This window comes from Bordetella ansorpii, from assembly GCF_900078315.1.
Classification (GTDB): Bacteria; Pseudomonadota; Gammaproteobacteria; order Burkholderiales; family Burkholderiaceae_B; genus Bordetella; species Bordetella ansorpii.
Genome location: NZ_FKBS01000012.1, coordinates 78440 through 101096, shown reverse-complemented (window position 1 = coordinate 101096; position 22657 = coordinate 78440). Strand labels below are relative to the sequence as shown.

Sequence of the window (22657 nt, the reverse complement as noted above, 5' to 3'; positions counted from 1 at the left end):
CGATCATGGCGGCAAGCCATGCTGGAAGGCATGCCGCCAAGGCGCTGCTGGCCGCCCCACTGCGCCTACAGCTTCATGTAGGTGTCGATTCCTTCCTCGACGTCCTCGTATGCCTGCACAGTGCCCTGATTCAAGATCAGGACGATGTCGCACATCTTCCTGACCTGCCCCATGCCATGGGTGACGAGGATGACGTTTGCCCGCCCCACCCGCTTCTTGAATTCGGCAGTCGCCTTCTCCCGAAAATGGGCATCGCCGACCGACATGGCCTCGTCGATCATGTAGTAGTCGAAATCGAAGGCCAGACTCAGGCCGAACCGCAACCGTGAGCTCATGCCCGACGAGTAGGTCTTGACGGGTTGGTTGAAGTAGTCACCCAGCTCGGCGAAGTCTTCCACGTAGGCAAGCACCTTCTCCATGGCTTCGCCTTCCGCGCCCAGAGAGCGGCAGATGAACTTCGCGTTCTGCCGCCCCGTGAGCGACCCCTGGAATCCTCCACCCAGACCGACCGGCCAGGATATTCGCTTGTCGGTGATGATCTTTCCGCTATCGGGGATGTCCGTGCCGCACAGCAGGCGCATCAAGGTACTCTTGCCCGCGCCGTTTCGGCCGATCAACGCGATGTTCTTGTCCGGCGGGATGACGTAGGAAAGGTCACGGAAGACGTACTGCCGTCCACGCTTGGTAACGTACGACTTGGTCAGTTTCTGCAACTCGATCATTATGGCCTCGGCGCCCGGAGGATCTGGCGCTGCCCTCTGTATACCGCCATCACGATGAACAGGAGGATCAGCGAGAAATACACGGGATAGCTGCTGTTCAATCCCTCGGTGACCGGATAGTTCTCAAATGTGGCTGCACGGATATTGTCGATCACCTCGACGTAGGGATTCCACGCGATGAAGATCAGTTTGTCCTGCGGCACGCGCCAGATGGGAAAGAACACGCCCGCCGTCAGGTAGATGGGGATGAACGACAGCCGGCACACCCGCGACATGGAGGGAAATCGATGGCTGATCATCGCAAAGGCCACACCCAGCGCGAACGACAGCAACACGCCATCCCCCAGGGCCAGCAACCACGCCAGCGGATCATTGATCCTGACATCACGGCCAAGCCAGAACCCGATGACGAAGCAGATGATGAGATAGGCGCAGGTATAGGTGCAGAGCTCTACGATGAGACGCGCGATGAAGGTATCGAACGGCATGAGTTGCCGATACGCGAACAGCCCCTGATTGGCGGGCACGGCGTCCGTCAACCGGTACGCCAGGCTGCGCATCAGGTGAAACGGCACGATACCGGAGACCATGAACATCACGAAATCGATGCCCTGTACTGGAATGGCCCGAAAGAACGAGTGAAAGACGACGATGATGGCCAGGATGGCCAGCGGCTCCATCACGACCCATATGAAACCCATGCGCCTGGCGCCGAAACGCGTCTGCATCTCGCGCATGAACAGTGCGAACAGCACCGCGCGAAAGATCTGCAGTGATGTCCGGCTGGCCCTGAACGACGACCCAAGTTGTTCCATTGGGCGGGACCTATTGAAAGTTTTCCACGGTGCGGCCCAGCACCAGCACCTGCACGATCGGTGAAATGATCTTCTGCAGTTCGTAGACGGCGGCGTTGGTCACGTAGACCGTATCGTCCGGCTGTATCTGGAAGCCCTTGGCCAGGAACATGGATACCGGCTCGCGCATGTCAAGGCGAAACACCTGGGCTCTCGGCTTCTCGCCCTCGGCCGTGTCAGCTAGGCGGAATACGAAGACGCCGCTGGGATTGGCGGCCTGCTCATTCAGTCCACCGACCGAGCCCAGCACCTCGAGCAGGGTCGGTGAAGAAGAAGGGAAATCCCGCAGGCCAGGCTCCTTGACGGCGCCCATGGCCACGAACCGCTTGCGGTCGCGCTCGAGGACGATCTCGGAATTGGGCGGCACGACAATATTGCCCCCCGACAGCAGGGTCTGATAGTTATAGCTCTGCACGTCCTTGCCGGTGCGCAGGACCACCTTGATGAGATACGGCTCGAGTATCGGCCCGCCGGCCCGGTTGATGGCATCGAGCAACGTCAGCGGCCCCTGCAACGCGGAAAACCGGCCAGGCGCCTTCACGGCGCCCGCCACCAGCACCGAACCGGAAAGATCACCGACCATCTCGATATGCACCTGAGGGGCAGCCGCCCAGCCCTTGACCCCCTGGCGGATCGTGGCCTCAACCTCGCGCAACGTGGCGCCCTTCACCGCCTTGATGCCGACATAAGGCAGCGAAATCGTGCCATCGGCCATGACTCGGACCTGCTCGAACACCGTGCCCCCCTGCGCCAGCGGCGAAAACACCGTTTTCTCGCCATTGCTGTCATCGGAGATCATGACCTTGAGCACATCCCCGGGCACCAGCCGAATCTCGGGAATCTCAGGTTGAGCGACCTTCTTGAGCAACGCCGCGTCGGCGGGCCTCATGTAAGGCGCGATGTTGGATGGCGACAGATCGATGAGGTCGTACGGATAGTCAGGATTCGCCGTGCTGCTTTCCGAAGTGATCGCGGAAATGCCGGGTCCACTACCCGACAGCAAGGCGCAACCGCTCAGCGAGAGCGCCCCACTGAGCATCATTGCGAGCCGCAGCGGGCGGAGAAATTCCATCGTGGCGGAGCCGGAAGAATATTTATTCTGCATGGTCGTGCTCTGAATGTCTTCTTAGTCCTGGTGGTCCCTGACCGTCGCAATGGCGAAACGGGCAATGCCATAAATCAACAGCAGGATGATCAGCGTCGTTGCCAGACTGTATCCACGGCGGGGATACAGCGCCTCGTCCGGCTCATTCGCGCTGACGATGACGGAAAGACTGCGCATCTTCTTGGTCGCCTCGATCCGCGCAGACTCCAATGAATTGACCGTCGACTTGTAGCTGGCCTCGGCGATTCCGGCGTCCACTTCGAGGGCACGATACTTCGATGCAATGACGTTCAACTGACTGCTGCTGCTCGCCGCGACCAACTTTTTCTCTTCGACCGCGATCTGGTTCTCCAGGGCGCGGATGGTCCGCTCCTGCTGCTGGACCTGCGGACTATTCTTGTTGAGCGTCTCTTTCATGGCGCGCAGGCTGGCGTGGGCCGTGACCAGATTCGACTGCAACGTCGCGATGACCTCGTTGCGAGCGGCCGCGCTCTGCTCGGCGTCCAGAAGGTTGTGAACCGCCTGGAAATCGAGCATAGCCGTACGCTTCTCCTCGTAGTTATGACGGGCACGCTCAAGCTCACCTTGCGCGAAATCAACCTGGTCTCGAGCAAGCTTGTGGGACAGTTCGTTCACGAAGCGATCGCTTTCGGCAACGATCGTATCGAGCGTGCGCTTGGCGAACTCCTTGTCAAAGGACTGCACCTGGATCGTCAGCAATCCGTTGGTTTCATCGAACGTCGTCGTGACCATGCGCTGGTAGAACTTCAGGATATCTTCCTGCGTGGCATCTTCCGGCAGATAAAACCAGAAATCATGCCAGTTACCTGCATACTGCTCGCTCCAACGCAATTTCGACTGCAGAATGTTCAGCATGTCCTGCGAAGACACATACGTACTGACGTAGAGCGTTTCCTCCAGCGACGAGGCGTTGCCCGCGCCCAGCAGCATCGACAGGCCCTGCATCTGCTGCGCCGCCGCGGCGCTGCCGCCCTGCCCGCCCAGAGAGCGGACCACCACGGTGGACCGGCTGACGTATCGGTCCATCGACAGCGATACGAAATAGGCGATGGCCACGATCATGGGCACCACTACGATGCCGAGAAAAAGCCCGTGTTTCTTTAGAATTTTGACCATCATCTTGTCGTGGTGTAAGGATTCCGTCGCGTCTGGCGAACCTGAGCCATAACTGCCTGTCCCAGAACCCGACTCGCTCAGCCAGTCCGCCGGTGCACGGACGCGACATGGGCGCCTCGCCAGGGACAGCAGACGGAAGGGGTGGAACTCAGGGAAAAGTCGGCCTGCAGATAATTGAGGTTGGGATTGTAGAAGGGGTCATGCAGCATTTCACGCCGCCAACGCTTGCGCATATAGCGGATCTCGGATTTGGCGCGACGCAATTGTGCCGGAGTTTCGTCTTTGCCTCTCGTGGCGGACTCATGGTGGTACAGCAACGCGTGGGGCGTCCAGACGACCCTCAGGCCTGCTTCCCTGACCCGCAGGCAGTAGTCGACATCGTTGAACGCCACCGGCAGCCTCTTTTCCTCGAGCCCGCCCAGCGCCTGATAGAGCGATTTTCTGGTCAGCAGGCAGGCGGCGGTCACCGCCGACAGATCCTGGGCCACCAGCGCCCTGCCCGCATAGCCCGGGTCATCGCGGCCGATACCCACATGCAGATGGTTCGCGCACCCACCGGGGCCTACAGTATCGCCGGCATGTTGCACGCGGCCATCACCATACAGCAGTTTCGCGCCCACCACCCCAATATCGCTGCGGGAAATCTGGCCCACCATCTCGTCCAGCCAGTCGGGCGAGATGACTTCCGTATCATTGTTCAGCAGGCAGACCAGTTCGCCCTGGGCGTGCCCGACCGCCATATTGTTGATGCTCGAGTAGTTGAAGGCTCGATCGAAAGGCAGGACCCGCACGTTGGGCAATTGCCGGATCTGGCCGAGATAGGCCAGCGTCTGCGGCTCCATGCTCTGGTTGTCGATGACAAGGATCTCGTAGAACGCATAGGCGGTCCTGCCGATCAGGCTGTCGATGCAGCGCCTCAGGTGGTGCAAGCCGTCCCGCGTCGGGATGACGATGCTGACCAGAGGCCGCGCGGATGGCAGCGTGTATCGAACCCGGCAACGGCCGGCCCCGGCATCGACCACGTCGGCAACCACGCCGAGGCGTTGAAGATGCGCGCGCACGATCTCGGACGTGCCGGTGGCCGGCGCGGAATCGGGGACGTGCCAAAGCGGCGCGGCCACATGCAGGACTGGCAGGTCCAGTGCGCCCAGTTCCAGCAGGAGCGCATGGCGGGAAGACGCGGCGAGGCCGGCCAGTCTCGCCGTGTACTGCGCGTTGCAGGCGAAGGCCTCGCCTATATAGTTTGTCGCGCGCAGCATCTCCGGCGACCAGTCAGGCTTGAAAACCGGCGAATGAAGCCGCCCATCCGGATCCAGCTGGTCATGATCCGCATAGACCAGCGCGGCGCCGGGCGTCTTGACGATGGCCTCGGCCAGGCAGAATAGCGCCTGCTCGGCCAGACGCACACCTGCGCGCACCGTGACCTGCCATATCCCCTGGGTCTGCTCGCCGGAAGGCGTCGGTGCGGCCGCGAACGCACCCTCCTCCACCTTGACCTGAAAATGGGGATAGATCTGGGCTTGCAAACTCGCCGATGTTGTATCGATATCTGCCTGCATGCTGTCGCCCTTCCGCAGCAACACGATATGGAAGACAGGAGGATGGGACCAGTTGGCAGCCATGGCCGCCATAAGCGGACGATCATCCGCGGCCAAGCCATAGAACTCGTGGTACCAGTCGCAGTACTGCCCCGTGCGTACGTTCGCCCGGAGCCGGCACGCAATGTCGTAGGCATGATCCAGGTCGAACAACACTGCCTTGAGGGTCAAGCCTGTGCGCGTACGATTCTCGGCAGGTTGGCGCAGCAACGCCTGGGATGCCCGCCAGAACTGACGCAACTTGTGCTCGGCCGCGCCCAGCCGCCTGGCCGCCAGGCGCACTACGGCGAAAAGTTCGCCATCTCCCTGACTCAGCCGAAGGGTACGCACGCCGACCGGCAGGCGGACCATTTCCTGGATACGTCCTTTGCGGCTGACCAGTACTTTCAGTGGATGCGTACGGCCGTCCTGCAACTCAAGCAGCAGATCGGTCACGCAGGCCCGTGCGTTGTTCAGCACCAGGCCTTCTATCAAGTAGTCCATGCCAACCTGATCGACGCCAAAAGCGCTATCGGATGCCATGCCGGAACGCTCATGGCCGATCCATCGACCACACTTCCGGAACGAGCGCGCGATGCGCAGGTGATGAAAGTGATTATTTTCCACTCCTGGAATGACAGCGGCATGCGTTTACACCATCGCCTCGTCATGCTTCGCGGAACAACCGGGCAATCCAGTGCCGCCAGCGCGGCACTCCGGGCGTGGCTCGCCACTCTATCAGTTCCCGCAGGACCTGCTCCGCAGTCGTGTAACGATTTGTCACGCGACTGACATAAGTGGGGTAGAGGATCAAGGCAGCAGCCACCAGTTCGTCCAGTGCAAGGGTACGTCCCCGGCGCTGCCGCACCGCCGCTTCCAGGCGTGTATCGCAGCTCAAGCCCCAACCCGCGTAAAACGGCTGACCGTAGGTGACCACGGGCACGTTGCGCAACATGGCCTCGAATCCCGCCAGGGAGGTCAGGACATGGACTTCATCCACGCATGCCAGCAGTCGAGAAAACGGCACCGCCCCCAGCATCTCGTCGCACCACTCGAATGCGTGGCACTCGCCACGGCCGGCTTTCCTGAGACCGGCAAGCACGTCCGGGTGCGGTTTGTACACCAAGTATGCGCCAGGGTTTTCGCGCCGCACGGCCCGCAACAATTCCAGATTGCAGCGGATATCCGCTGCGCCGTACCTTATGGAAGCATCGCTTTCAACCTGCCCCGGCACCAAGATCACATGGCGTCCCGGCGGCGCGGACCAATCGGCGCCGCCCTCGAGGTTGTATTTGGTGATGCCAGCCGAGCAGATCGCCTGGCGCAGCAAAGCCGCTCGCGCCACCAACGCTTCGGAAAATGCCGTCTCGCGCAATAACTGCTCGAGGCGGGAGGGCCGGGTCGCATCGTAATAGATGCCGATGTCGTCCTGCACCCACGACAAAGGGCGGGTCAGGTCAGCGCCCAGTCCCACCGACCGCAGAAAACCATCTTCCACGCGAACGACCGCCCCATGTCCAGGAGTTCTCTCAACGCGCTCGTCCTGATTGCATCCCCACACAGCGATCAGCCCTTCTCGAACACGGCGGGGACGACGCAGGAACCGGACCGATGTCCCGGCGAAGTAATCCCGAACATAGCCGCGTTTCCAGCCCGAAAACCCCACGGCATCGACAACCGGAGCGAAGCGTTCGCGCATGCGGCGCTGCAGCCCCATCCAGGCCAGCACGGTTTCGACTTCACAACGCAGTCCCGTCTCAGGGTTCACGTAGCGGCAGTAATCGATCAGGACGCCGTGCACCAACTGCAGCAAGGACAAGGCGCACCGCCGCGCGGGAGCTGCAAGCTCATCGAGCGTCAGGCCCCAGCCCGCATAGAACGGCATGCCGAACACGCGGACAGGCACGTCCCATAGCAACGCCTCAAAACCCAGCTGCGAGGTCACCGTGTATACGGCACGCACCCTTTCCAGCAGACTGACGGGATGTGCGTCCGAATCCAGTATGTGCACCCGCGGCATCGACCGAAGTGTGGCAAGATCGTAATGGCCTTGCTTGCGTCCGGCGATAACGTCGGGGTGCACTTTCAGCAGGATCGTGCTTTGGGGATACTCGCGCAGCGCGGCATCGAGCATGCGCGTGAAGCTGGCGGCGTCAGCCCCCCCATACTCGATGGACGCATCGCCCCTGGTCTGATCGACCACCAGAACACTGTCATGCGGCAACTCGCCTGAAAAGTCGCGGCTGTGGTTGTACTTGGAAACCCTGGCATGGCGCCAGGAGCGCACCAGCGCGCACGCCCGGCGCTGTTCCGCGCCATTCAGACACTGGCGAATCAACGCCTCGAGGCGCGATGGCCTGCCGGCATCCAGATAAAGGCCCTGGTCGTCCAGCACGATCGACAAGGGAGGATCGTCCCTGCCCAGCCCAACCGAACGCAAAAAGCCGTCTTCGATATGAAGCACCCGCAGGCCGCGCTGCTTTGCGTAACGCTGCGCCCGCAGCGCGCTGGGGCGCATGCCCCACGCCAGGACGGATTCGTGCGATGCCGGCCTGCCTGCGGGACGGTACAGCACGTCGTAGTCGTCCAGCAACGCACGCAGGGTGGCAATGCGATTGACGCCCGGCGCAAGCGCGTAGACCCGGCGCGACGGCAATGCCATCAACGAATCGCCGCAGCCTTGGGTTCGCCGGTCAGTCAAGTCATTCGAAGACATCTGCCTGGGCGAACGAGCCGGCCTGAGCATCCTTTTCGGACAGGACAGGCTCGATGTCCGCTGGCCATTCGATGTTCAATTGGGGGTCGTCCCATTTGATGGAACGCTCCAGGTCCTTGAACCAGTAGTCGGTGGTCTTATAGAGGAAATCGGCCGTTTCGGACAACACGACGAACGCGTGAGCAAAGCCTTCCGGCACCCAGAACTGTCGTTTATTTTCAGCCGTCAGCAAAACGCCGACGGACTTTCCGAACGTGGGCGAGCTGCGGCGGATGTCCACCGCAACGTCATAGACCTCGCCGCTGGTGACGCGCACCAGCTTGCCCTGCGGATGCGGCGGCAACTGGTAATGCAGGCCGCGCAGCACCCCGCGCGATGAGCGCGAGTGGTTGTCCTGCACGAAATGCACGCTGCGGCCGACAGCCTGGTCGAATTTCTGCTGGTTGAAGCTCTCGAAGAAAAAACCGCGCGCGTCGCCGAAGACGGCCGGCTCGATGATCTTCACGTCGGGAATTGCGGTGTCCACGATCTTCACTACCGCGGCTCCTCGGCAAGAATGCGTTTCAGGTATTGGCCGTAGCCGTTCTTCAGCATGGGATCGGCGAGCTGCGCGATCCTGGCGGCGTCGATGTAACCCAGCCGGTAGGCGATCTCTTCCAGGCACGCGACCTTCAGGCCCTGGCGGGCCTCGATAGTGGCAATGAACTGCCCAGCCTCCAGCATGGACTCATGCGTACCCGTGTCGAGCCAGGCGTAGCCACGGCTCATGGTGACGACATTCAGCCCGCCCCGATCGAGATAGAGGCGATTCAGATCGGTGATCTCGAGCTCGCCGCGCGCCGACGGCCGAACGGACTTGGCGAAATCGACAACGCGGTCGTCGTAGAAGTACAGCCCGGTGACAGCGTAATGCGAACGCGGAGTGGTAGGTTTTTCTTCCAGGCTCAGGACCCGGCCGTTGGCATCGAACTCCACGACACCGTAGCGTTCGGGATCCTGCACATGGTAGGCGAACACCGTAGCGCCACGGTCTTGTTGGGACGCGCCGGCAACCAGCTTGGCCAAGTCGTGCCCGTAGAAGATGTTGTCGCCAAGGATCAATGCCGCCGGAGCGCCATCCAGGAACTGCTCGCCGATGAGGAAAGCCTGGGCCAGACCGTCGGGACTGGGTTGCACTGCGTATTGCAGATTGATGCCCCAGGCGCTTCCGTCCCCCAGCAATTGTTCGAATCGCGGCGTATCCTGGGGGGTGGAGATGATCAGGACGTCCCGGATGCCCGCCAGCATCAGCACGCTGAGCGGATAATAAATCATCGGTTTGTCGTAGACCGGCAGCAACTGTTTGGATACCGCCAGTGTCGCGGGATAGAGGCGTGTTCCCGACCCTCCGGCCAGGATAATACCCTTGCGATTTTTCAAATTAGCCTTCCTTGGACGCTTTCAATAAAGCGATACGCCGTTGATGCATATGGCCTATTCAAATGCTGCGGAGCAGCATGCAATATCGGCAACAAATACCCGCTTTAACCAGCGAAATCGCGACATATGCAAACCTGCAATATCTGGAATTTTTTGTGCAGCAACGTCGCGCATTTGCCGCAAAGCTGCCGTGTCTGCAGGATCTCCACACACGCACGAAGTGTAGCAATGGAAGGTAAAATCTACAAACGGGAATTATTCGCAACAAGCTGAAAATCTTTACGTTTCGATAAAATACTCATGCTGCGCGGCAGCACATGCACCGTAATTGGTGAAGCGATTCTAGCCTGATGCTACGAAAATTATTACGCCTGAAACCTTTGGTTGTGCCTGCAACATTCCAACAAACTACGCAACGTTGGTTGGTGCTGCATCAGGGCGGGGACAGCCCCTCCACGGATTATTATGTCCGGCCATATCTTCAAGGGCTCGGCCAACCCGTGGCTTATCGGAATCTGGATACCGTCCGCCCAAGCCTGCAAGACCTGGCGCCGGGCACCGGCGTCGTCATCGTCCGCTATCTGAATCCCGCCTGGGCGCGCTTCCTGGCCGCGCATCGGGCACAGTTGACGTGTGTCGCCTACTTCATGGACGACGACCTGCTGCACCGCCAGGCTTGGCAGGGCCTGCCGCGCCCTTACGTGAAAAAGCTGAACAAGTACTGCCACGCCCGCGCTTCGGACATCCGCGCCCTGGCCTCGCATTACTGGTTCTCGACGGACGCCCTACGCGACCGCTACCCCCATTTATCGGCTGAACTGATGCCAGCGCGCCCGCTCCTGGCGGACCTGGCCGCTGGCTCTCGCCCACTGCAGCCGCTATTGCCCAACGCACCGCTCCAGGTGTTCTACCACGGCACCTCGGCCCATCAGACGGAGTTGGCATGGCTGCATCCCGTGATGTCGCAGGTGCTGGAACGCTGCCCGAACGTGCATTTCGAGGTCATCGGTGGGCATGACGTCAACAGCCGGTACCGCAGCCTGCCGCGCACGCGCGTGCTGCATCCCATGAGCTGGGCCAACTACCAGGCCCATTGCCGTACCCTGAACGGCCATATCGGCCTGGTCCCGCTACTACCTTCTGTGTTCAACACAGGCCGCTCTTACGTCAAGGCGTATGACATCGCTCGCTGCGGTGCGGCCGGACTGTATTCGGCGCAAGGGCCGTACCGGCAGGTGATTCAGCATGGGCACAACGGTCTGCTGCTGGACAATGACCCGCAGGCCTGGGTGACTGAACTGTGCCGCCTGGCCGCCGACCCGGCACGGGTCGACAACCTGCGCCTGACCGCCGCGCGGCTACTGGAGCCATTGAGCGCCGAGCCGCCCACTATTCATACCCCAGCCGGCGCAGGAACCACCCTGATACTGCCGGATGGATACCGGCCAACAGGAAGCAGCCCAGATTCAACGGAAACGGAAAGCTGATCCGCGCCCGATTGGCACGCAAGCCCATGCGGATGACGCGCGCGGCTTTCGGCGCCTTCCAGAGAAACGGCTTGGGGCCCGGCATGTCCGCGCACATCTGCGATTCCACATACCCAGGCATCACGACGTTGATACGCACGCCCTCGCCCGCCAGCCCGTCGCGCATGGCCTCTCCATAAGCCTTGACCGCCGCCTTGCTGGCGCTGTAGCTGGGCGTCTCGGGCAGGCCGCGCCAGGCCGCCAGCGAACTGATCAGGGCGATCTGCCCGCTGCGCCGCGCCCGCATGGCCGGCAGCGATGCCTGAACCGTGGCCATGACCGCCTTGACGTTGACGTCGAACAGGCGGTGCATGTCGTCCCACTGCTCTCCTTCATGCGCCGGGCCGGTGTTGATGTTGACGCCCGCATTGGCGATGACCAGGTCGGGCGCCTCTTCTTCGCCCATGCGTCGCAGCCAGTCCATCAGAAGCTGATGATCCCGCACGTCGAACGCCGCGGTGACCACGCGCGCACCCAGGCCGCCGCACAGGGCTGCCAGCTCATCCAGGCGCTGCGTGTTGCGGCCCTGCAGGATCAGCGTGGCCGTGCCGGCGTGGGCATACTCTTCAGCCAGCGCCCCGCCGATACCGCCGGAGGCGCCGGTGATCAGCACGCAGCGCGGAACGCCGGTGACACGTTTATCGAGGGGATTCATGCGGACGACCTCTCTGCCCAGGCCCGCGCTGCGGCCCGAGGCACGATAAAAAAGACGGCCTCCGCGCAGGGAGGCCGCCATCAGAACGCACTCAGGCCACCGCGGCGGCCCGGGCAGGATTTACTGCAGCAGGCTGCGCAGCATCCACGCATTCTTTTCGTGCACGTCCAGGCGCTGCGTGAGCAGGTCGGCCGTGGGCTGGTCGTTGGCGGCGTCAGCCTTGTCGAAGGCGGCGCGCGCGGTCTTGGCGACGGCTTCATTGCCTTCGACCAGGATGCGGACCATTTCCAGGGCCTCGGGCACGGTCTTGGGCTCTTCGATGGACGTGAGCTTGCCGTATTCGCGATACGTGCCCGGCGCGTAGTGGCCCAGGGCGCGGATGCGTTCGGCGATGCTGTCCAGCGCGGTCCACTCTTCGGTGTACTGCGTCATGAACATGTTGTGCAGCGTGTTGAACAGCGGGCCGGTGACGTTCCAGTGGAAGTTGTGGGTCGTCAGGTACAGCGTGTACGAGTCGGCCAGCAGCTTGGAGAGTTCACCCGCGACCGCGGCGCGATCCTTGTCGGAAATGCCGATGTTGATGCGCGGCGCCGTGGTGGCGGCGGTGCTCTTGGAAGTCTTTGCCATGTGAATGCTCCTTCTTAGCGGGACGGAAACAGGGGAAGGATACCACCGCTGGGGGACAGATTCGGCGAAATAAATGCATCGCCATGATAGGCAAAAACAAGCGTTCGGCGCCCCCGGAATTGCAAAGATCACCCGTCTTGGGCAAAGATCACGCAAATCTGTTGCAATATAGGCCGTTCCAACAGGAACAACCCTGGGCACGACCCGGGATTTTCCCTTCAAAAATTCCTCTTTCAGGAGAACCCCCAAGATGAAGAAGACGCTGCTCGCTGCCTCCCTAGCCATGATTTGCGCGGGTGTGGCACATGCAGATACGTCGGTCACGCTTTATGGACTTATCGACACCGGTATCGGCTACAACAAGGTCAAGGGTGCGGGCTACGACGCCAGCCGCTTGGGTATGATCAACGGCATCGAAGGCGGCTCGCGCTGGGGCCTGCGCGGCGCGGAAGACCTGGGCGACGGCCTGCGCGCGGAGTTCGTGCTGGAAAGCGGCTTCGACTCCAGCACCGGCGACCGCTCGCAGGGCGGACGCCTGTTCGGCCGCCAGGCCACGATCGGGCTGGCGAACGACGCCTGGGGCCGCGTCAACTTCGGGCGCCAGGTGGGCGTCTCGTCGAAGTGGCTCGCGGACATCGACCCGTTCTACACCAGCTACACCCAGTCCAACCTGGGCCTGGGCTTCAGCGCCTCGAACACGAACCGCTGGGACAACGTGGTCATGTACGAGACCCCCACCGTCGCCGGCTTCCAGGCCGCCGTGGGCTACTCGTTCAACGTGGACGCCAACGATGCCTCGCAAAGCGGCTTCGCCACGGCGGACAATGCGCGCGGCATCACCGCCGGCGTGCGCTACCTGAACGGCCCGCTGAACGTCACCCTGACTTTCGACCAACTGAACCCCAGCAACGCCTCGGACGCGGGCGGCGCCAAGCCGCGCCAGTACGCCATCGGCGCCAGCTACGACTTCGAAGTGCTGAAGGTTGCGGCGGCCTACGGACGTACGACCGACGGCTGGTTCATCGGCCAGGACCTGCCCGCGGGTACGCCCTTCAGCTCCGCGCTGGGCACCAACCGTTATGTCGACGGGTTCAAGGCCAATGCCTACATGGTGGGCGCGACCGTCCCCGTGAGCGCGGCCTCCAGCGTCTTCTTCTCGTGGCAGAACGTCAACCCGAACAACGACCAGTTGACCGGTGACGACGAGACCATGAACTCGTACAGCGTGGGCTATACCTACGACCTGTCCAAGCGCACCAACGTGTACGCCTACGGTTCTTATGCGACGGACTATGCGTTCGTCGACGGGCTGAAGAGCACGGCGGGCGGCGTGGGCATCATGCACCGCTTCTGATCGTGACCCCGGCATACGGGGCGGCGCTTGCCTGGCCGCCCCGTATGTTTTTTGCGCTTGCGCATCCGGCCCCTTAATTGGATGCGCATAAGTCACACCTTGACGGGCAAATAGCGCCCGTGCGCCAGTAGAATTCCTGAGTCGCGTTGCATCCAGGGAGTTTCTCATGGTCGACACATCGCCCGCCTTGCAAGAAACCGTGCGCCCCTGGCGTAGCGGCGACGTCACCGTCATCGACAACACCAAGCTCAAGAAAGCCGTGACGGCCGCCGCCCTGGGCAACGCGATGGAGTGGTTCGATTTCGGCGTCTACGGCTTCGTGGCCCACGCCTTGGGCAAAGTGTTCTTCCCCGACGCATCGCCGGCCGTGCAGACCATCGCCGCGCTGGGCACGTTCTCGGTGCCCTTCCTGGTGCGGCCCCTGGGCGGCGTATTCTTCGGCCTGATGGGCGACAAGTTCGGGCGGCAGAAAGTGCTGTCGCTGACCATCATCATCATGGCCATCAGCACGTTCTGCATCGGGCTGATTCCCTCTTATGAAACCATCGGCCTGTGGGCGCCGCTGTTGCTGCTGCTGTGCAAGCTGGCGCAGGGCTTCTCGGTGGGCGGCGAATACACCGGCGCGGCCATCTTCGTGGCCGAGTACGCGCCCGACCGCCAACGCGGGTTCCTGGGCAGTTGGCTGGATTTCGGCTCGATCGCGGGCTTCGTGCTGGGCGCCGGACTGGTGGTGCTGCTGCAGGCGGTGATGAGCGACCAGAGCTTCCTGGACTGGGGCTGGCGTGCGCCGTTCTTCATCGCCGGCCCGCTGGGCCTGCTGGGCCTGTACCTGCGGCACGCCGCGGAGGAAACGCCGGCCTTCACGCAGCAGTTGGAGAAGATGGAGCAGGAAGACCGCGACGCCGTGCAGGAGCGGCCCACCGTGTCGGTACGCGAGATCTTCGCCAAGTACCGGCGCGCCCTGCTGGTCTGCATCGGCATGGTGCTGACGACCAACATCACGTATTACATGCAGCTGACCTACATGCCGACGTACCTGTCGGGCAGCCTGAACTACTCGGAGCAGCACGGCGTGCTGATCATCGTGGTGGTCATGGTAGGCATGCTGTTCGTGCAGCCAGTGGTGGGGTTCATCAGCGACAAGATCGGCCGCAAGCCGTTCTTCACGGCGGGCTGCATCGGACTGTTCCTGGTTGCCATCCCGGCCTACAAGCTGGTGGGCATCGACAACATCGGACTGATCTTCCTGGGGCTGCTGCTGATCGCGATCGTGCTGAACTGCATGATCGGGGTGATGGCGGCCACCCTGCCCGCGCTGTTTCCCACCCGCATCCGCTACAGCGCGCTGGCGGCGTCCTTCAATGTGGCCATCATCGTCGCGGGCCTGACGCCTACCGTGGCGGCGTGGATCGTGGAAGAGACCGACAACCTGATGATGCCCGCGTACTACCTGATGGCCGCGGCGGTGGTGGGGCTGATCACGGCGATCTTCATGCCCGAGACCGCCAACCGGCCGCTGCGTGGCGACACGCCCAACGCCTCCAGCAAGGCGGAAGTGAAGGCCCTGCTGCAACAGGCCTATGACCGGATCGAACAGAGCGTGCAGGACATGGACGCCGAGATTGCCGACATGGAAGAGAAGCTGGAGGCGCTGAAGCAGAAGCGGCAGCGGCTGGCGGATCGGCATCCGGATATCGACTGATCGCAGGTCCTAGACGGCAGCGTCGCCGAACAGGCCCTGGAGCGACTCGGCGATCAGGATGCGGCGGCCCAGGGCGCGTAGCTGTTCGGGATCGGCCTGGTCCAGGCGTTGGCCCACCCAGTCGGGGCTGGGGCCGAATTTTTGCTCGATCATGTCCTGCAGCAGGGCCGCCTGGCCACGCTTCAGGCCGATGGCAATGCCTTGCTTGGTAAAAACACGTTCATGGGTCATGACAAAGGCCATGCGGGACTCCTGTTCGATCTGCACCAGCATGCGTGCGTAGGATTCTTGCTGAGCGGCTGGCAACGCGAGCAGCCAATCGATCAGTCTCAGCAAGCTTATAGATTCTTCCGGCGCATAACCTTTCGCGATCAATTTTCGGACCAGTCCGACCTTGCATGACAGCCGATCAGCTCGAGGATGCCGATGCGCCAGCAGTTGAGCCATGTTGACCATGGCGAACGGATTGGCCTGCGCGAGCGTTTCCAGGTCCCGCCAGCGCGCGAGCCACCGTCCCAGATATACCGCCTGATATCGCAATGGCTGCGCGTTCTGCAACGCCTGGTGCTCGGCCGTCAGCCAATCGGGACCGCTTGCGCCCCGGGTGAATATGACCAGGGAGTAGACCGTTGTCGACGGCGGCTCGATGCTCTGCATGCCCGGCTGCAGCACGTAGCGATCATGAATTCGATAGTCGTACTGCTGCAATCGCAAGGAGGCCAGGCGCCGCATGGCCACGGACGGATGGCGGCTTTCCACTTCCACATGCAGCAGCAGCGCGACATAGCGGCCGCAGGCAAGCTTCAGGCGCGCCAGCTTGTCGACCTGGCGCCGGTGCCGCACGCCCGGCGCGATGCCCTGGAATTCCTTGTCGAGAAAAACCGGCGGCTGGCTCCAGTCGACACGGTCGTGCAGCTCGGGCGCGAATATCGCCAGCGACTGCGGCAAGAATCGCTCGAGCGCCTCTTTCCACGGAGAGTCGAAGTCCTCGCGGAGCGGCTTTCCTGATGAGCGATGCGGCATGATGCGGTTTCCGAAACAGCGGGAAATCGCACTGTGGCGCAGACGGGCATGGCTCGCCAGATCGGAGAATACGGACGGACGAAAGCATCACCCCGCTCGGGAACCGTCCATTCGAGCAGCCATCCGGATGGCCCGCGGGACGCCTACGCGTCGCTGCGCGCCTCGTCCGCCAGCATCGCCACGCCCGGCAGGCCGCACGCATACACCGCATCGGCCAGCGCCTCGATGGCGGCCAGGCGCGGAAAGCTGCGGCGCCAGGCCAGCACCACGCGGCGTTCGGGCGGCTTGCCGGTGAACGGCACGTAGCTCAGCAGGCTGCGGGCCGGCGGATGTTCGGGCACCGCCGTGACCGGCAGGACCGTCACCCCGATGCCGGCGGCCACCATGTGCCGGATGGTTTCCAGCGACGAGCCCTCGAACGTGCGCTGGATGCCGTCGCTGGCCGCCGAGAAACGCGACAGCTCGGGACAGACCTCCAGCACCTGATCCCGGAAGCAATGGCCGCTGCCCAGCAGCAGCATGGTCTGCTGCTTCAGGTCCTGGGCGTCGACGGACTCGGCGTTCGCCCATTCGTGATCCTGGGGCACGGCGACCAGGAAGGGTTCGTCGTACAGCGGCTGCGTGACCAGGCCGGCCTCGGGCAGCGGCAGCGCCATGATGGCGCAGTCGATCTCGCCCTGGCGCAGCAGCTCGACCAGGCGCACGGTGAAGTTCTCCTGCAGCAACAGCGGCATCTGCGGCGTGCGTTCGATCTGCGTGGGCACCAGGCGCGGCAGCAGATAGGGGCCGATGGTGTGGATGATGCCCACGCGCAGCGGCCCGGCCAGCGGGTCATGGCCCTGGCGCGCGATTTCCTTGATGCTGGCGCTTTCCTCCAGCACCTTCTGCGCCTGCGCGACGATGCGCTGGCCGATGGGCGTCACGCCCACCTCGTTGCCGCCGCGTTCGAACAGCGTCACGCCCAGTTCGTCCTCGAGCTTGCGGATGGCCACCGACAGCGTCGGCTGGCTGACGAAACAGGCCTCGGCCGCACGGCCGAAATGGCGCTCGCGGGCCACGGCGACGATGTACTTGAGTTCGGTGAGGGTCATGGCAAGGTCCGCCAGGGAAAAAGAGTGGAACGACAACACCCGCCAACGCGGCGGACGGCAGAAGGATTACCTTTCGGACTGCGCGGATGGGATGGGGTCGGCATGGTCAGGTCCGCAGGAAGTCTTCACGGCCACGCATCCAGCGCGCCAGATGGGCCTCGACCACGTCGGGATGGTCGCGCCGCAGCACCGCGGCGGCGTCGCGCGCCTGCTCGGCCAGCTCGGCGTCGGCATCCAGGTCGGCGAAGCGCAGCAGCGCCATGCCCGACTGGCGCTTGCCCAGGAATTCGCCCGGGCCGCGCTGCTCCAGGTCGCGGCGCGCGATCTCGAAGCCGTCGTTGGTCTCGAACATGGCGCGCAAGCGCTCGCGCGCCACCTGCGACAGCGGCATCTGGTAGAGCAGCACGCAAACGGATTCGGCGCTGCCCCGCCCGACCCGCCCGCGCAACTGATGCAACTGCGCCAGGCCGAAGCGCTCGGCATGCTCGATCACCATCAACGAGGCGTTGGGCACGTCCACGCCGACTTCGATGACGGTGGTGGCCACCAGCAGATCGATCTGCCCGTCGCGGAAGGCCTGCATCACCGCGGCCTTATCGGCCTGCGGCAGCCGGCCGTGAACCAGGCCGATACGCAGATCGGGCAGGTCGGCCTGCATGCCTTCGTAGGTGTCCACGGCGGTCTGCAATTCCAGCGCCTCGCTCTCCTCCACCAGCGGACAGACCCAGTAGGCCTGCTGCCCCTGGCGCGCGGCCTGCGCGATGTGGCCGATGATTTCCTCGCGCCGCGCGTCGGAGAACAGCTTGGTGACCACGGGCGTGCGGCCCGGCGGCAACTCGTCGATGACGGACACGTCCAGGTCGGCGAAGAACGTCATGGCCAGGGTGCGCGGAATGGGCGTCGCGCTCATGTGCAGTTGATGCGGGGCCAGCTCGTCCTCGATCTCGCCCTTGCGGCTGAGCGCCAGACGCTGGCCCACGCCGAAGCGGTGCTGCTCGTCGACGATGGACAGGCCCAGGCGATGAAAGGAGACGTGGTCCTGCACCAGCGCCTGCGTGCCCACCACCAGATCCACCGAGCCCTCGGCCGCGGCGGCGGCGGCTTCGCGGCGGGCCTTCGCGGGCAGGCTACCGCTGAGCCAGGCCACGCCCACGCCCAGCGGTTCGAGCCAGGACACCAGCTTGCGGAAATGCTGCTCGGCCAGCAGTTCGGTGGGCGCCATCATGGCGACCTGCGCCCCACAGGAAATGGCCTGGGCGGCCGCCACGGCGGCCACCACGGTCTTGCCGCTGCCCACGTCGCCCTGCAGCAGGCGGTGCATGGGATACGGTTGGTCGAGATCGATGGCGATCTCGTCGACCACGCGTTGCTGCGCGCCGGTCAGCGCGAACGGCAAGGCGGCGTACAGACGTTCGACCAGATTGCCCGGTTGGGTAGGCTTGGGCAGCCTGTCGGCGCGCTTGCTGCGCCGCCCCGCGCGGGCCGCGGCCAGCGACAGTTGCTGGGCCAGCAGTTCGTCGAACTTGATGCGGCGCCAGGCGGGATGCGCACGTTCGGCCAGTTCGTGGCCGGACACGCCCGGCGGCGGCGCGTGCAGCAGGCGGATGGCCGGCTCGAACGGCATCAGGTCGTAGCGCCCGCGCACGCTGTCGGGCAGCGTGTCGCCCAGATCCGCCTGTTCGAGCGCCTGGGTGACGGCGCGGCGCAAGGTGGGCTGCGGCAGGCCATCGGTACTGGGGTAGACAGGCGTGAGGGCCTCGGGCAGCGCGGTGTCCGCGTTGCTCATGCGCGGATGCACCATTTCGCGGCCGAACAAGCCGCCGCGCACGTCGCCGCGCGCGCGCAGGCGGCGGCCCTTCTCAAGCTGTTTTTGCTGGCTGGGGTAGAAATTGAGCCAGCGCAACTGCAACTCGCCACTGTCGTCGGCCAGCACGGCCGTCAGTTGGCGGCGTGGGCGATACATGACTTCGGAGCGCAGCACCTCGCCTTCGACCTGTGCGGGGTAGCCGGGCCGCAGGCTGCCGATGGGCACGACGCGGGTTTCGTCCTCGTAGCGCAGGGGCAGATGCAGCAGGAAATCTTCGGGGCCGTAGAGACCCAGCGACTGGAGCTTGCGCTCGACCAGGCTGGCCGCGCTGCGGACTTCCTTGGGGCGTGACTCGACCGGCGCCTTGCGGCGCGGCCGGGTTGCCGCGACGGGTTTGTCGGCCGCGGCTTGGCGGGATGCCATGGGCGTGTCTGAAGTAGACAGAACCGTACTGCCGCGAGGCCTTACAGCACCAGGATGGCTTCCACTTCGAACTGCGCGCCCTTGGGCAGGCTGGACACGCCGACGGTGGAACGCGCCGGGAACGGCTGCGGGATGATCTCGGCCATGATCGCGTTGGCGGCGGTGAACTTGCTGAGATCGGTCAGGAACAGCGTGAGCTTGACGATGCTGTCCAGCGTGCCGCCGGCCGCCGTGATGACGGCCTGCATGTTGGCGAAGGCCTGACGCACCTGGGCGTCGAAATTCTCGGACACCAGTTCGCCGGTGCCGGGCTCCAGGCCGATCTGGCCGGACAGGAACACGGTCTTGCCGGTGGCGGCCACTGCTTGCGAGTACGGGCCGACCGCGGCGGGGGCGTCGTCGGTATGGATGATCTGCTTGCTCATGGCGGGAATCCTGGGGAAATTACGGCGGTTAGGACTATCGGAGTGTAGCCAGCAATAGTCCTTCGTGAAAGGGATATTTGGCGCATCGCCGGGCGTCGGCGCACGGCATGGATCAGGCCAGGCCGGCGCGATGCGCCATCAGCAGATCATAGAAGGTCTGCGCGGCCACCGACAGGCCGCGCCCCTTGCGCCTGACCAGGAACAGCGGCCGCGTCAGCGCACGCCCCTGCAAGGGCTTGATGACCAGTTCGGGCCGCTGGAAATGGAACAGGGTCATGGCAGGCACCACGCTGACGCCCATGCCCGCCAGCACCAGGCCGGTGACGGTGGCCAGGTGCTCGACCTCGAGCACGGGGGTGAAGGCTTCGGCGCCCAGGGCCTCGTCCAGCCGCTGGCGCACGCTGCTGCCGCGCGCCAGTTGGATGACGGGCCACTGCGCCACGTCGCGCAGCCGCACCTGGCGCTGCGATGCCAGCGCATGGTCTTCGCGGCACACCAGGAAGTAGCGGTCGGCATGCAGGAAGGTGCTGTCCAGCCCGCTCATGTCAGCGCGGCGCGCGGCCACGGCGAAGTCGACCTCGCCGTTCTGAACCATGTCCAGGCAGGGATCGAGCAAGGCATCGCGCAGTTGCAGGACGATGCCCGGGTAGTCGGCATGGAACTGCGCCAGCAGGCCCGGCAACCAGCCCGCGGCCAGCGAGGGCAACGCCGCCACCGACACCCGGCCGCGGCGCCGTTCGGCGTGGTCGCGCAGGTCTTCCATGGCCAGTTCGAGCTCTCCCAGCAGGCGCTGCGCCGTGCTTTCCAGCACGCGGCCCTCGATGGTGAGTTCGACCCGGCGCGTATTGCGGTCGAACAGGCGCACGCCGGCGGCCTCTTCCAGCGTACGGATCAGGGCGCTGAATGCAGGCTGCGTCAGGTGGCAGCGCTGGGCGGCGCGGGTGAAGTGCTTCTCTTCGGCCAGGGCCACGAAAGCGCGCAATTGCCGGGTGGACAGATTCATACAAACCTTGGATAAATCAATCTCATATTTCTATTTTACGTATGAAGCCGGCATGCCTATAGTGGCCGTCATCAATCGCGACATCGGGCGCATCGCACGCCCTGGAGACAACGCAATGCCTGCCCAGCCCTCCCCCTGCCTGGTCGGATGCGCGACCGGCTTTTCCGGAGACCGCACCGATGGCGCGCTACCCGTGGTGCGCACGCTGGCGCGCCAGGGCGGCGGCACCCTGATCTTCGAAACCCTGGCCGAACGCACGCTGGCGCTGGCGCAACTGGCGCGCAACCAGGACCCGGACGCCGGCTACGAGCCGCTGCTGGACGATCTGGTCGGACCGGTGCTGCAGGACTGCCTGCGGCATGGCATCGACATCGTCAGCAACTTCGGCGCGGCCAATCCCCCGGCGGCGGCACGGCGCATCGCCGCGCTGGCGGCCGCGCAGGGCCTGCCCGCACCGCGCATCGCCACCGTGCATGGCGACGAACTGAACCGCCCCGAACAGCGCGCGCTGCTGCGCGAAAAGCTCGGCCCCGTGCTGGACACGCTGGACGTGGTCAGCGCCAATGCCTATCTGGGCGCCACCGAGATCGCCGAGGCCTTGCGCGCCGGCGCGCAGATCGTGGTGGCCGGCCGCGTGGCCGATCCCTCGCTGACGGTCGGCCCCGCGCTGGCCCACTACGGCTGGGCGCCGGACGACTGGGCGCGCATCGGCCGCGCCACCATCGCCGGCCACCTGCTGGAATGCGGCACGCAGGTCACGGGCGGCTATTTCAGCGTGCCGGGCCTGAAGGACGTGCCCGGCGGCCTGGCCGACACGGGCTTTCCGATCGCCGAGATCGACGCGGACGGCGGCTTCGTGGTGGGCAAGGCGGACGGCACCGGCGGCATGGTCGATGCCCGCACGGTGAAGGAACAACTGCTGTACGAAGTGCATGATCCCGCGCGCTACCTGACCCCCGACGTGATTGCCGATCTGAGCGGCGCCACGGTGCGGGAACTGGGCGGCGACCGCGTGGCGGTGCACGGCGTGACCGGCCATGTGCGGCCGGACGAGCTGAAGGTCAACGTCTGCTATCGCGGCGGCTGGCTGGCCGAGGCCGAGATCTCGTACGCCGGGGTGCAGGCGGAAGCCCGCGCGCGCCTGGCGGGCGAGACCGTGGCGCGCCGCATCGGCTCGGCGCTGAAACTGCGCATCGACCTGATCGGCGCGCTGAGCATCCTGGCCGACGATGGCGGCGCCATGCGCGACGCTCGCGCACCCGGCCACGGCCGCGACGTGCGCCTGCGCGTGGCGGGGGAACACGCCGACCGCGCCGTGGCCGAACGCGTGCTGCGCGAAGTGATGGCGCTGTACTGCTGCGGCCCGGCGGGCGGCGGCGGGGTGCGCACCTCGCTGCGTCCACGCCTGAACATGCTGTCCTGCACCGTGCCGCGCGAGGCCGTGGCGGCGGGCTGGAGCATGCACGATACCGGCGCTCGCCAATAAGGATC

At 64.2% G+C, this 22657-nt stretch carries 19 protein-coding genes; 4 read left to right on the top strand and 15 right to left on the bottom strand.

The genetic code is table 11. The features are described 5' to 3' along the window. Positions 1-65: 65 nt before the first annotated feature. From A7W11_RS05545 to rfbA, 8 genes are all read right to left on the bottom strand, one after another. On the bottom strand, positions 66-722 hold the full coding sequence (locus tag A7W11_RS05545) for an ABC transporter ATP-binding protein (protein ID WP_066409778.1): 657 nt from the start codon (positions 720-722) through the stop codon (positions 66-68). Next, a complete protein-coding gene (locus A7W11_RS05540; protein WP_066409774.1) occupies positions 722-1537 on the bottom strand; it encodes an ABC transporter permease in 816 nt (271 codons plus the stop codon). Before A7W11_RS05540 ends, A7W11_RS05545 begins: the two co-directional genes overlap by 1 nt. A gap of 10 nt (positions 1538-1547) precedes the next feature. After that, positions 1548-2681 carry a polysaccharide biosynthesis/export family protein gene (locus A7W11_RS05535; protein WP_235816805.1) on the bottom strand — a complete coding sequence of 378 codons (1134 nt, stop codon included), beginning with the start codon at positions 2679-2681 and terminating at the stop codon, positions 1548-1550. A gap of 21 nt (positions 2682-2702) precedes the next feature. Continuing rightward, positions 2703-3821 (bottom strand): ABC transporter permease, encoded by a 1119-nt coding sequence (locus tag A7W11_RS05530; protein ID WP_066409767.1) that lies wholly within the window; start codon positions 3819-3821, stop codon positions 2703-2705. A 74-nt stretch (positions 3822-3895) separates the two neighbouring features. Continuing rightward, a complete protein-coding gene (locus tag A7W11_RS05525) occupies positions 3896-5938 on the bottom strand; it encodes a glycosyltransferase family 2 protein (RefSeq protein WP_066409759.1) in 2043 nt (680 codons plus the stop codon). A 124-nt stretch (positions 5939-6062) separates the two neighbouring features. Continuing rightward, positions 6063-8057, bottom strand: coding sequence for a capsular polysaccharide biosynthesis protein (locus A7W11_RS05520; RefSeq protein WP_066409754.1), 1995 nt, complete (start codon positions 8055-8057; stop codon positions 6063-6065). A gap of 40 nt (positions 8058-8097) precedes the next feature. Then, complete coding sequence (gene rfbC, locus A7W11_RS05515; RefSeq protein WP_066409745.1) at positions 8098-8646, bottom strand: dTDP-4-dehydrorhamnose 3,5-epimerase; 549 nt, start codon at positions 8644-8646, stop codon at positions 8098-8100. After that, positions 8646-9530, bottom strand: coding sequence for a glucose-1-phosphate thymidylyltransferase RfbA (rfbA, locus tag A7W11_RS05510; protein WP_066409739.1), 885 nt, complete (start codon positions 9528-9530; stop codon positions 8646-8648). The genes rfbC and rfbA overlap by 1 nt, the downstream gene beginning before the upstream one ends. Before the next feature lie 425 nt (positions 9531-9955). Between rfbA and A7W11_RS27315 the strand changes: the two genes are divergently transcribed. After that, on the top strand, positions 9956-11017 hold the full coding sequence (locus A7W11_RS27315) for a glycosyltransferase family protein (RefSeq protein ID WP_235816815.1): 1062 nt from the start codon (positions 9956-9958) through the stop codon (positions 11015-11017). On the opposite strand, the gene A7W11_RS05500 is transcribed toward A7W11_RS27315, so the two are convergent. Together A7W11_RS05500 and A7W11_RS05495 are read right to left on the bottom strand one after the other, a co-directional pair. Next, on the bottom strand, positions 10920-11711 hold the full coding sequence (locus tag A7W11_RS05500; protein WP_066410136.1) for an SDR family NAD(P)-dependent oxidoreductase: 792 nt from the start codon (positions 11709-11711) through the stop codon (positions 10920-10922). The two genes, A7W11_RS27315 and A7W11_RS05500, sit on opposite strands and share 98 nt — an antisense overlap. Positions 11712-11831: 120 nt before the next feature. Beyond that, entirely contained in the window at positions 11832-12338 is a 507-nt protein-coding gene (locus tag A7W11_RS05495) for a Dps family protein (protein WP_066409731.1), read from the bottom strand. Between the two features lie 250 nt (positions 12339-12588). Here A7W11_RS05495 and A7W11_RS05490 point away from each other — a divergent pair, with 250 nt between their 5' ends. Together A7W11_RS05490 and proP are read left to right on the top strand one after the other, a co-directional pair. After that, complete coding sequence (locus A7W11_RS05490) at positions 12589-13692, top strand: porin (RefSeq protein ID WP_066409725.1); 1104 nt, start codon at positions 12589-12591, stop codon at positions 13690-13692. Between the two features lie 166 nt (positions 13693-13858). After that, positions 13859-15394, top strand: coding sequence for a glycine betaine/L-proline transporter ProP (gene proP / locus A7W11_RS05485; protein ID WP_066409717.1), 1536 nt, complete (start codon positions 13859-13861; stop codon positions 15392-15394). Between the two features lie 9 nt (positions 15395-15403). On the opposite strand, the gene A7W11_RS05480 is transcribed toward proP, so the two are convergent. The 5 genes from A7W11_RS05480 to A7W11_RS05460 form a co-directional block, all read right to left on the bottom strand. Continuing rightward, entirely contained in the window at positions 15404-16417 is a 1014-nt protein-coding gene (locus tag A7W11_RS05480; RefSeq protein ID WP_156522998.1) for a hypothetical protein, read from the bottom strand. 143 nt (positions 16418-16560) lie between these two features. Further along, positions 16561-17508 carry a LysR substrate-binding domain-containing protein gene (locus tag A7W11_RS05475; protein ID WP_066409710.1) on the bottom strand — a complete coding sequence of 316 codons (948 nt, stop codon included), beginning with the start codon at positions 17506-17508 and terminating at the stop codon, positions 16561-16563. A gap of 106 nt (positions 17509-17614) precedes the next feature. Then, positions 17615-19738 (bottom strand): ATP-dependent DNA helicase RecG, encoded by a 2124-nt coding sequence (recG, locus tag A7W11_RS05470; RefSeq protein ID WP_082887107.1) that lies wholly within the window; start codon positions 19736-19738, stop codon positions 17615-17617. 41 nt (positions 19739-19779) lie between these two features. Continuing rightward, a complete protein-coding gene (locus A7W11_RS05465; RefSeq protein ID WP_066134601.1) occupies positions 19780-20163 on the bottom strand; it encodes a Rid family detoxifying hydrolase in 384 nt (127 codons plus the stop codon). A 112-nt stretch (positions 20164-20275) separates the two neighbouring features. Next, entirely contained in the window at positions 20276-21166 is an 891-nt protein-coding gene (locus tag A7W11_RS05460; RefSeq protein WP_066409706.1) for a LysR family transcriptional regulator, read from the bottom strand. Positions 21167-21281: 115 nt separating this feature from the next. Here A7W11_RS05460 and A7W11_RS05455 point away from each other — a divergent pair, with 115 nt between their 5' ends. After that, positions 21282-22652 carry an acyclic terpene utilization AtuA family protein gene (locus tag A7W11_RS05455; RefSeq protein ID WP_066409704.1) on the top strand — a complete coding sequence of 457 codons (1371 nt, stop codon included), beginning with the start codon at positions 21282-21284 and terminating at the stop codon, positions 22650-22652. The last annotated feature ends 5 nt before the right edge of the window (positions 22653-22657 follow it).

What these genes read in the sequence shown, in the direction of transcription:
- A7W11_RS05545 (WP_066409778.1), bottom strand. Translation starts at nt 722, where the DNA reads ATGATCGAGTTGCAGAAACTGACCAAGTCGTACGTTACCAAGCGTGGA.
- A7W11_RS05540 (WP_066409774.1), bottom strand. Translation starts at nt 1,537, where the DNA reads ATGGAACAACTTGGGTCGTCGTTCAGGGCCAGCCGGACATCACTGCAG.
- A7W11_RS05535 (WP_235816805.1), bottom strand. Translation starts at nt 2,681, where the DNA reads ATGCAGAATAAATATTCTTCCGGCTCCGCCACGATGGAATTTCTCCGC.
- A7W11_RS05530 (WP_066409767.1), bottom strand. Translation starts at nt 3,821, where the DNA reads ATGATGGTCAAAATTCTAAAGAAACACGGGCTTTTTCTCGGCATCGTA.
- A7W11_RS05525 (WP_066409759.1), bottom strand. Translation starts at nt 5,938, where the DNA reads ATGGCATCCGATAGCGCTTTTGGCGTCGATCAGGTTGGCATGGACTAC.
- A7W11_RS05520 (WP_066409754.1), bottom strand. Translation starts at nt 8,057, where the DNA reads ATGGCATTGCCGTCGCGCCGGGTCTACGCGCTTGCGCCGGGCGTCAAT.
- A7W11_RS05500 (WP_066410136.1), bottom strand. Translation starts at nt 11,711, where the DNA reads ATGAATCCCCTCGATAAACGTGTCACCGGCGTTCCGCGCTGCGTGCTG.
- A7W11_RS05495 (WP_066409731.1), bottom strand. Translation starts at nt 12,338, where the DNA reads ATGGCAAAGACTTCCAAGAGCACCGCCGCCACCACGGCGCCGCGCATC.
- A7W11_RS05490 (WP_066409725.1), top strand. Translation starts at nt 12,589, where the DNA reads ATGAAGAAGACGCTGCTCGCTGCCTCCCTAGCCATGATTTGCGCGGGT.
- proP (WP_066409717.1), top strand. Translation starts at nt 13,859, where the DNA reads ATGGTCGACACATCGCCCGCCTTGCAAGAAACCGTGCGCCCCTGGCGT.
- A7W11_RS05480 (WP_156522998.1), bottom strand. Translation starts at nt 16,417, where the DNA reads ATGCCGCATCGCTCATCAGGAAAGCCGCTCCGCGAGGACTTCGACTCT.
- A7W11_RS05475 (WP_066409710.1), bottom strand. Translation starts at nt 17,508, where the DNA reads ATGACCCTCACCGAACTCAAGTACATCGTCGCCGTGGCCCGCGAGCGC.
- recG (WP_082887107.1), bottom strand. Translation starts at nt 19,738, where the DNA reads ATGGCATCCCGCCAAGCCGCGGCCGACAAACCCGTCGCGGCAACCCGG.
- A7W11_RS05465 (WP_066134601.1), bottom strand. Translation starts at nt 20,163, where the DNA reads ATGAGCAAGCAGATCATCCATACCGACGACGCCCCCGCCGCGGTCGGC.
- A7W11_RS05460 (WP_066409706.1), bottom strand. Translation starts at nt 21,166, where the DNA reads ATGAATCTGTCCACCCGGCAATTGCGCGCTTTCGTGGCCCTGGCCGAA.
- A7W11_RS05455 (WP_066409704.1), top strand. Translation starts at nt 21,282, where the DNA reads ATGCCTGCCCAGCCCTCCCCCTGCCTGGTCGGATGCGCGACCGGCTTT.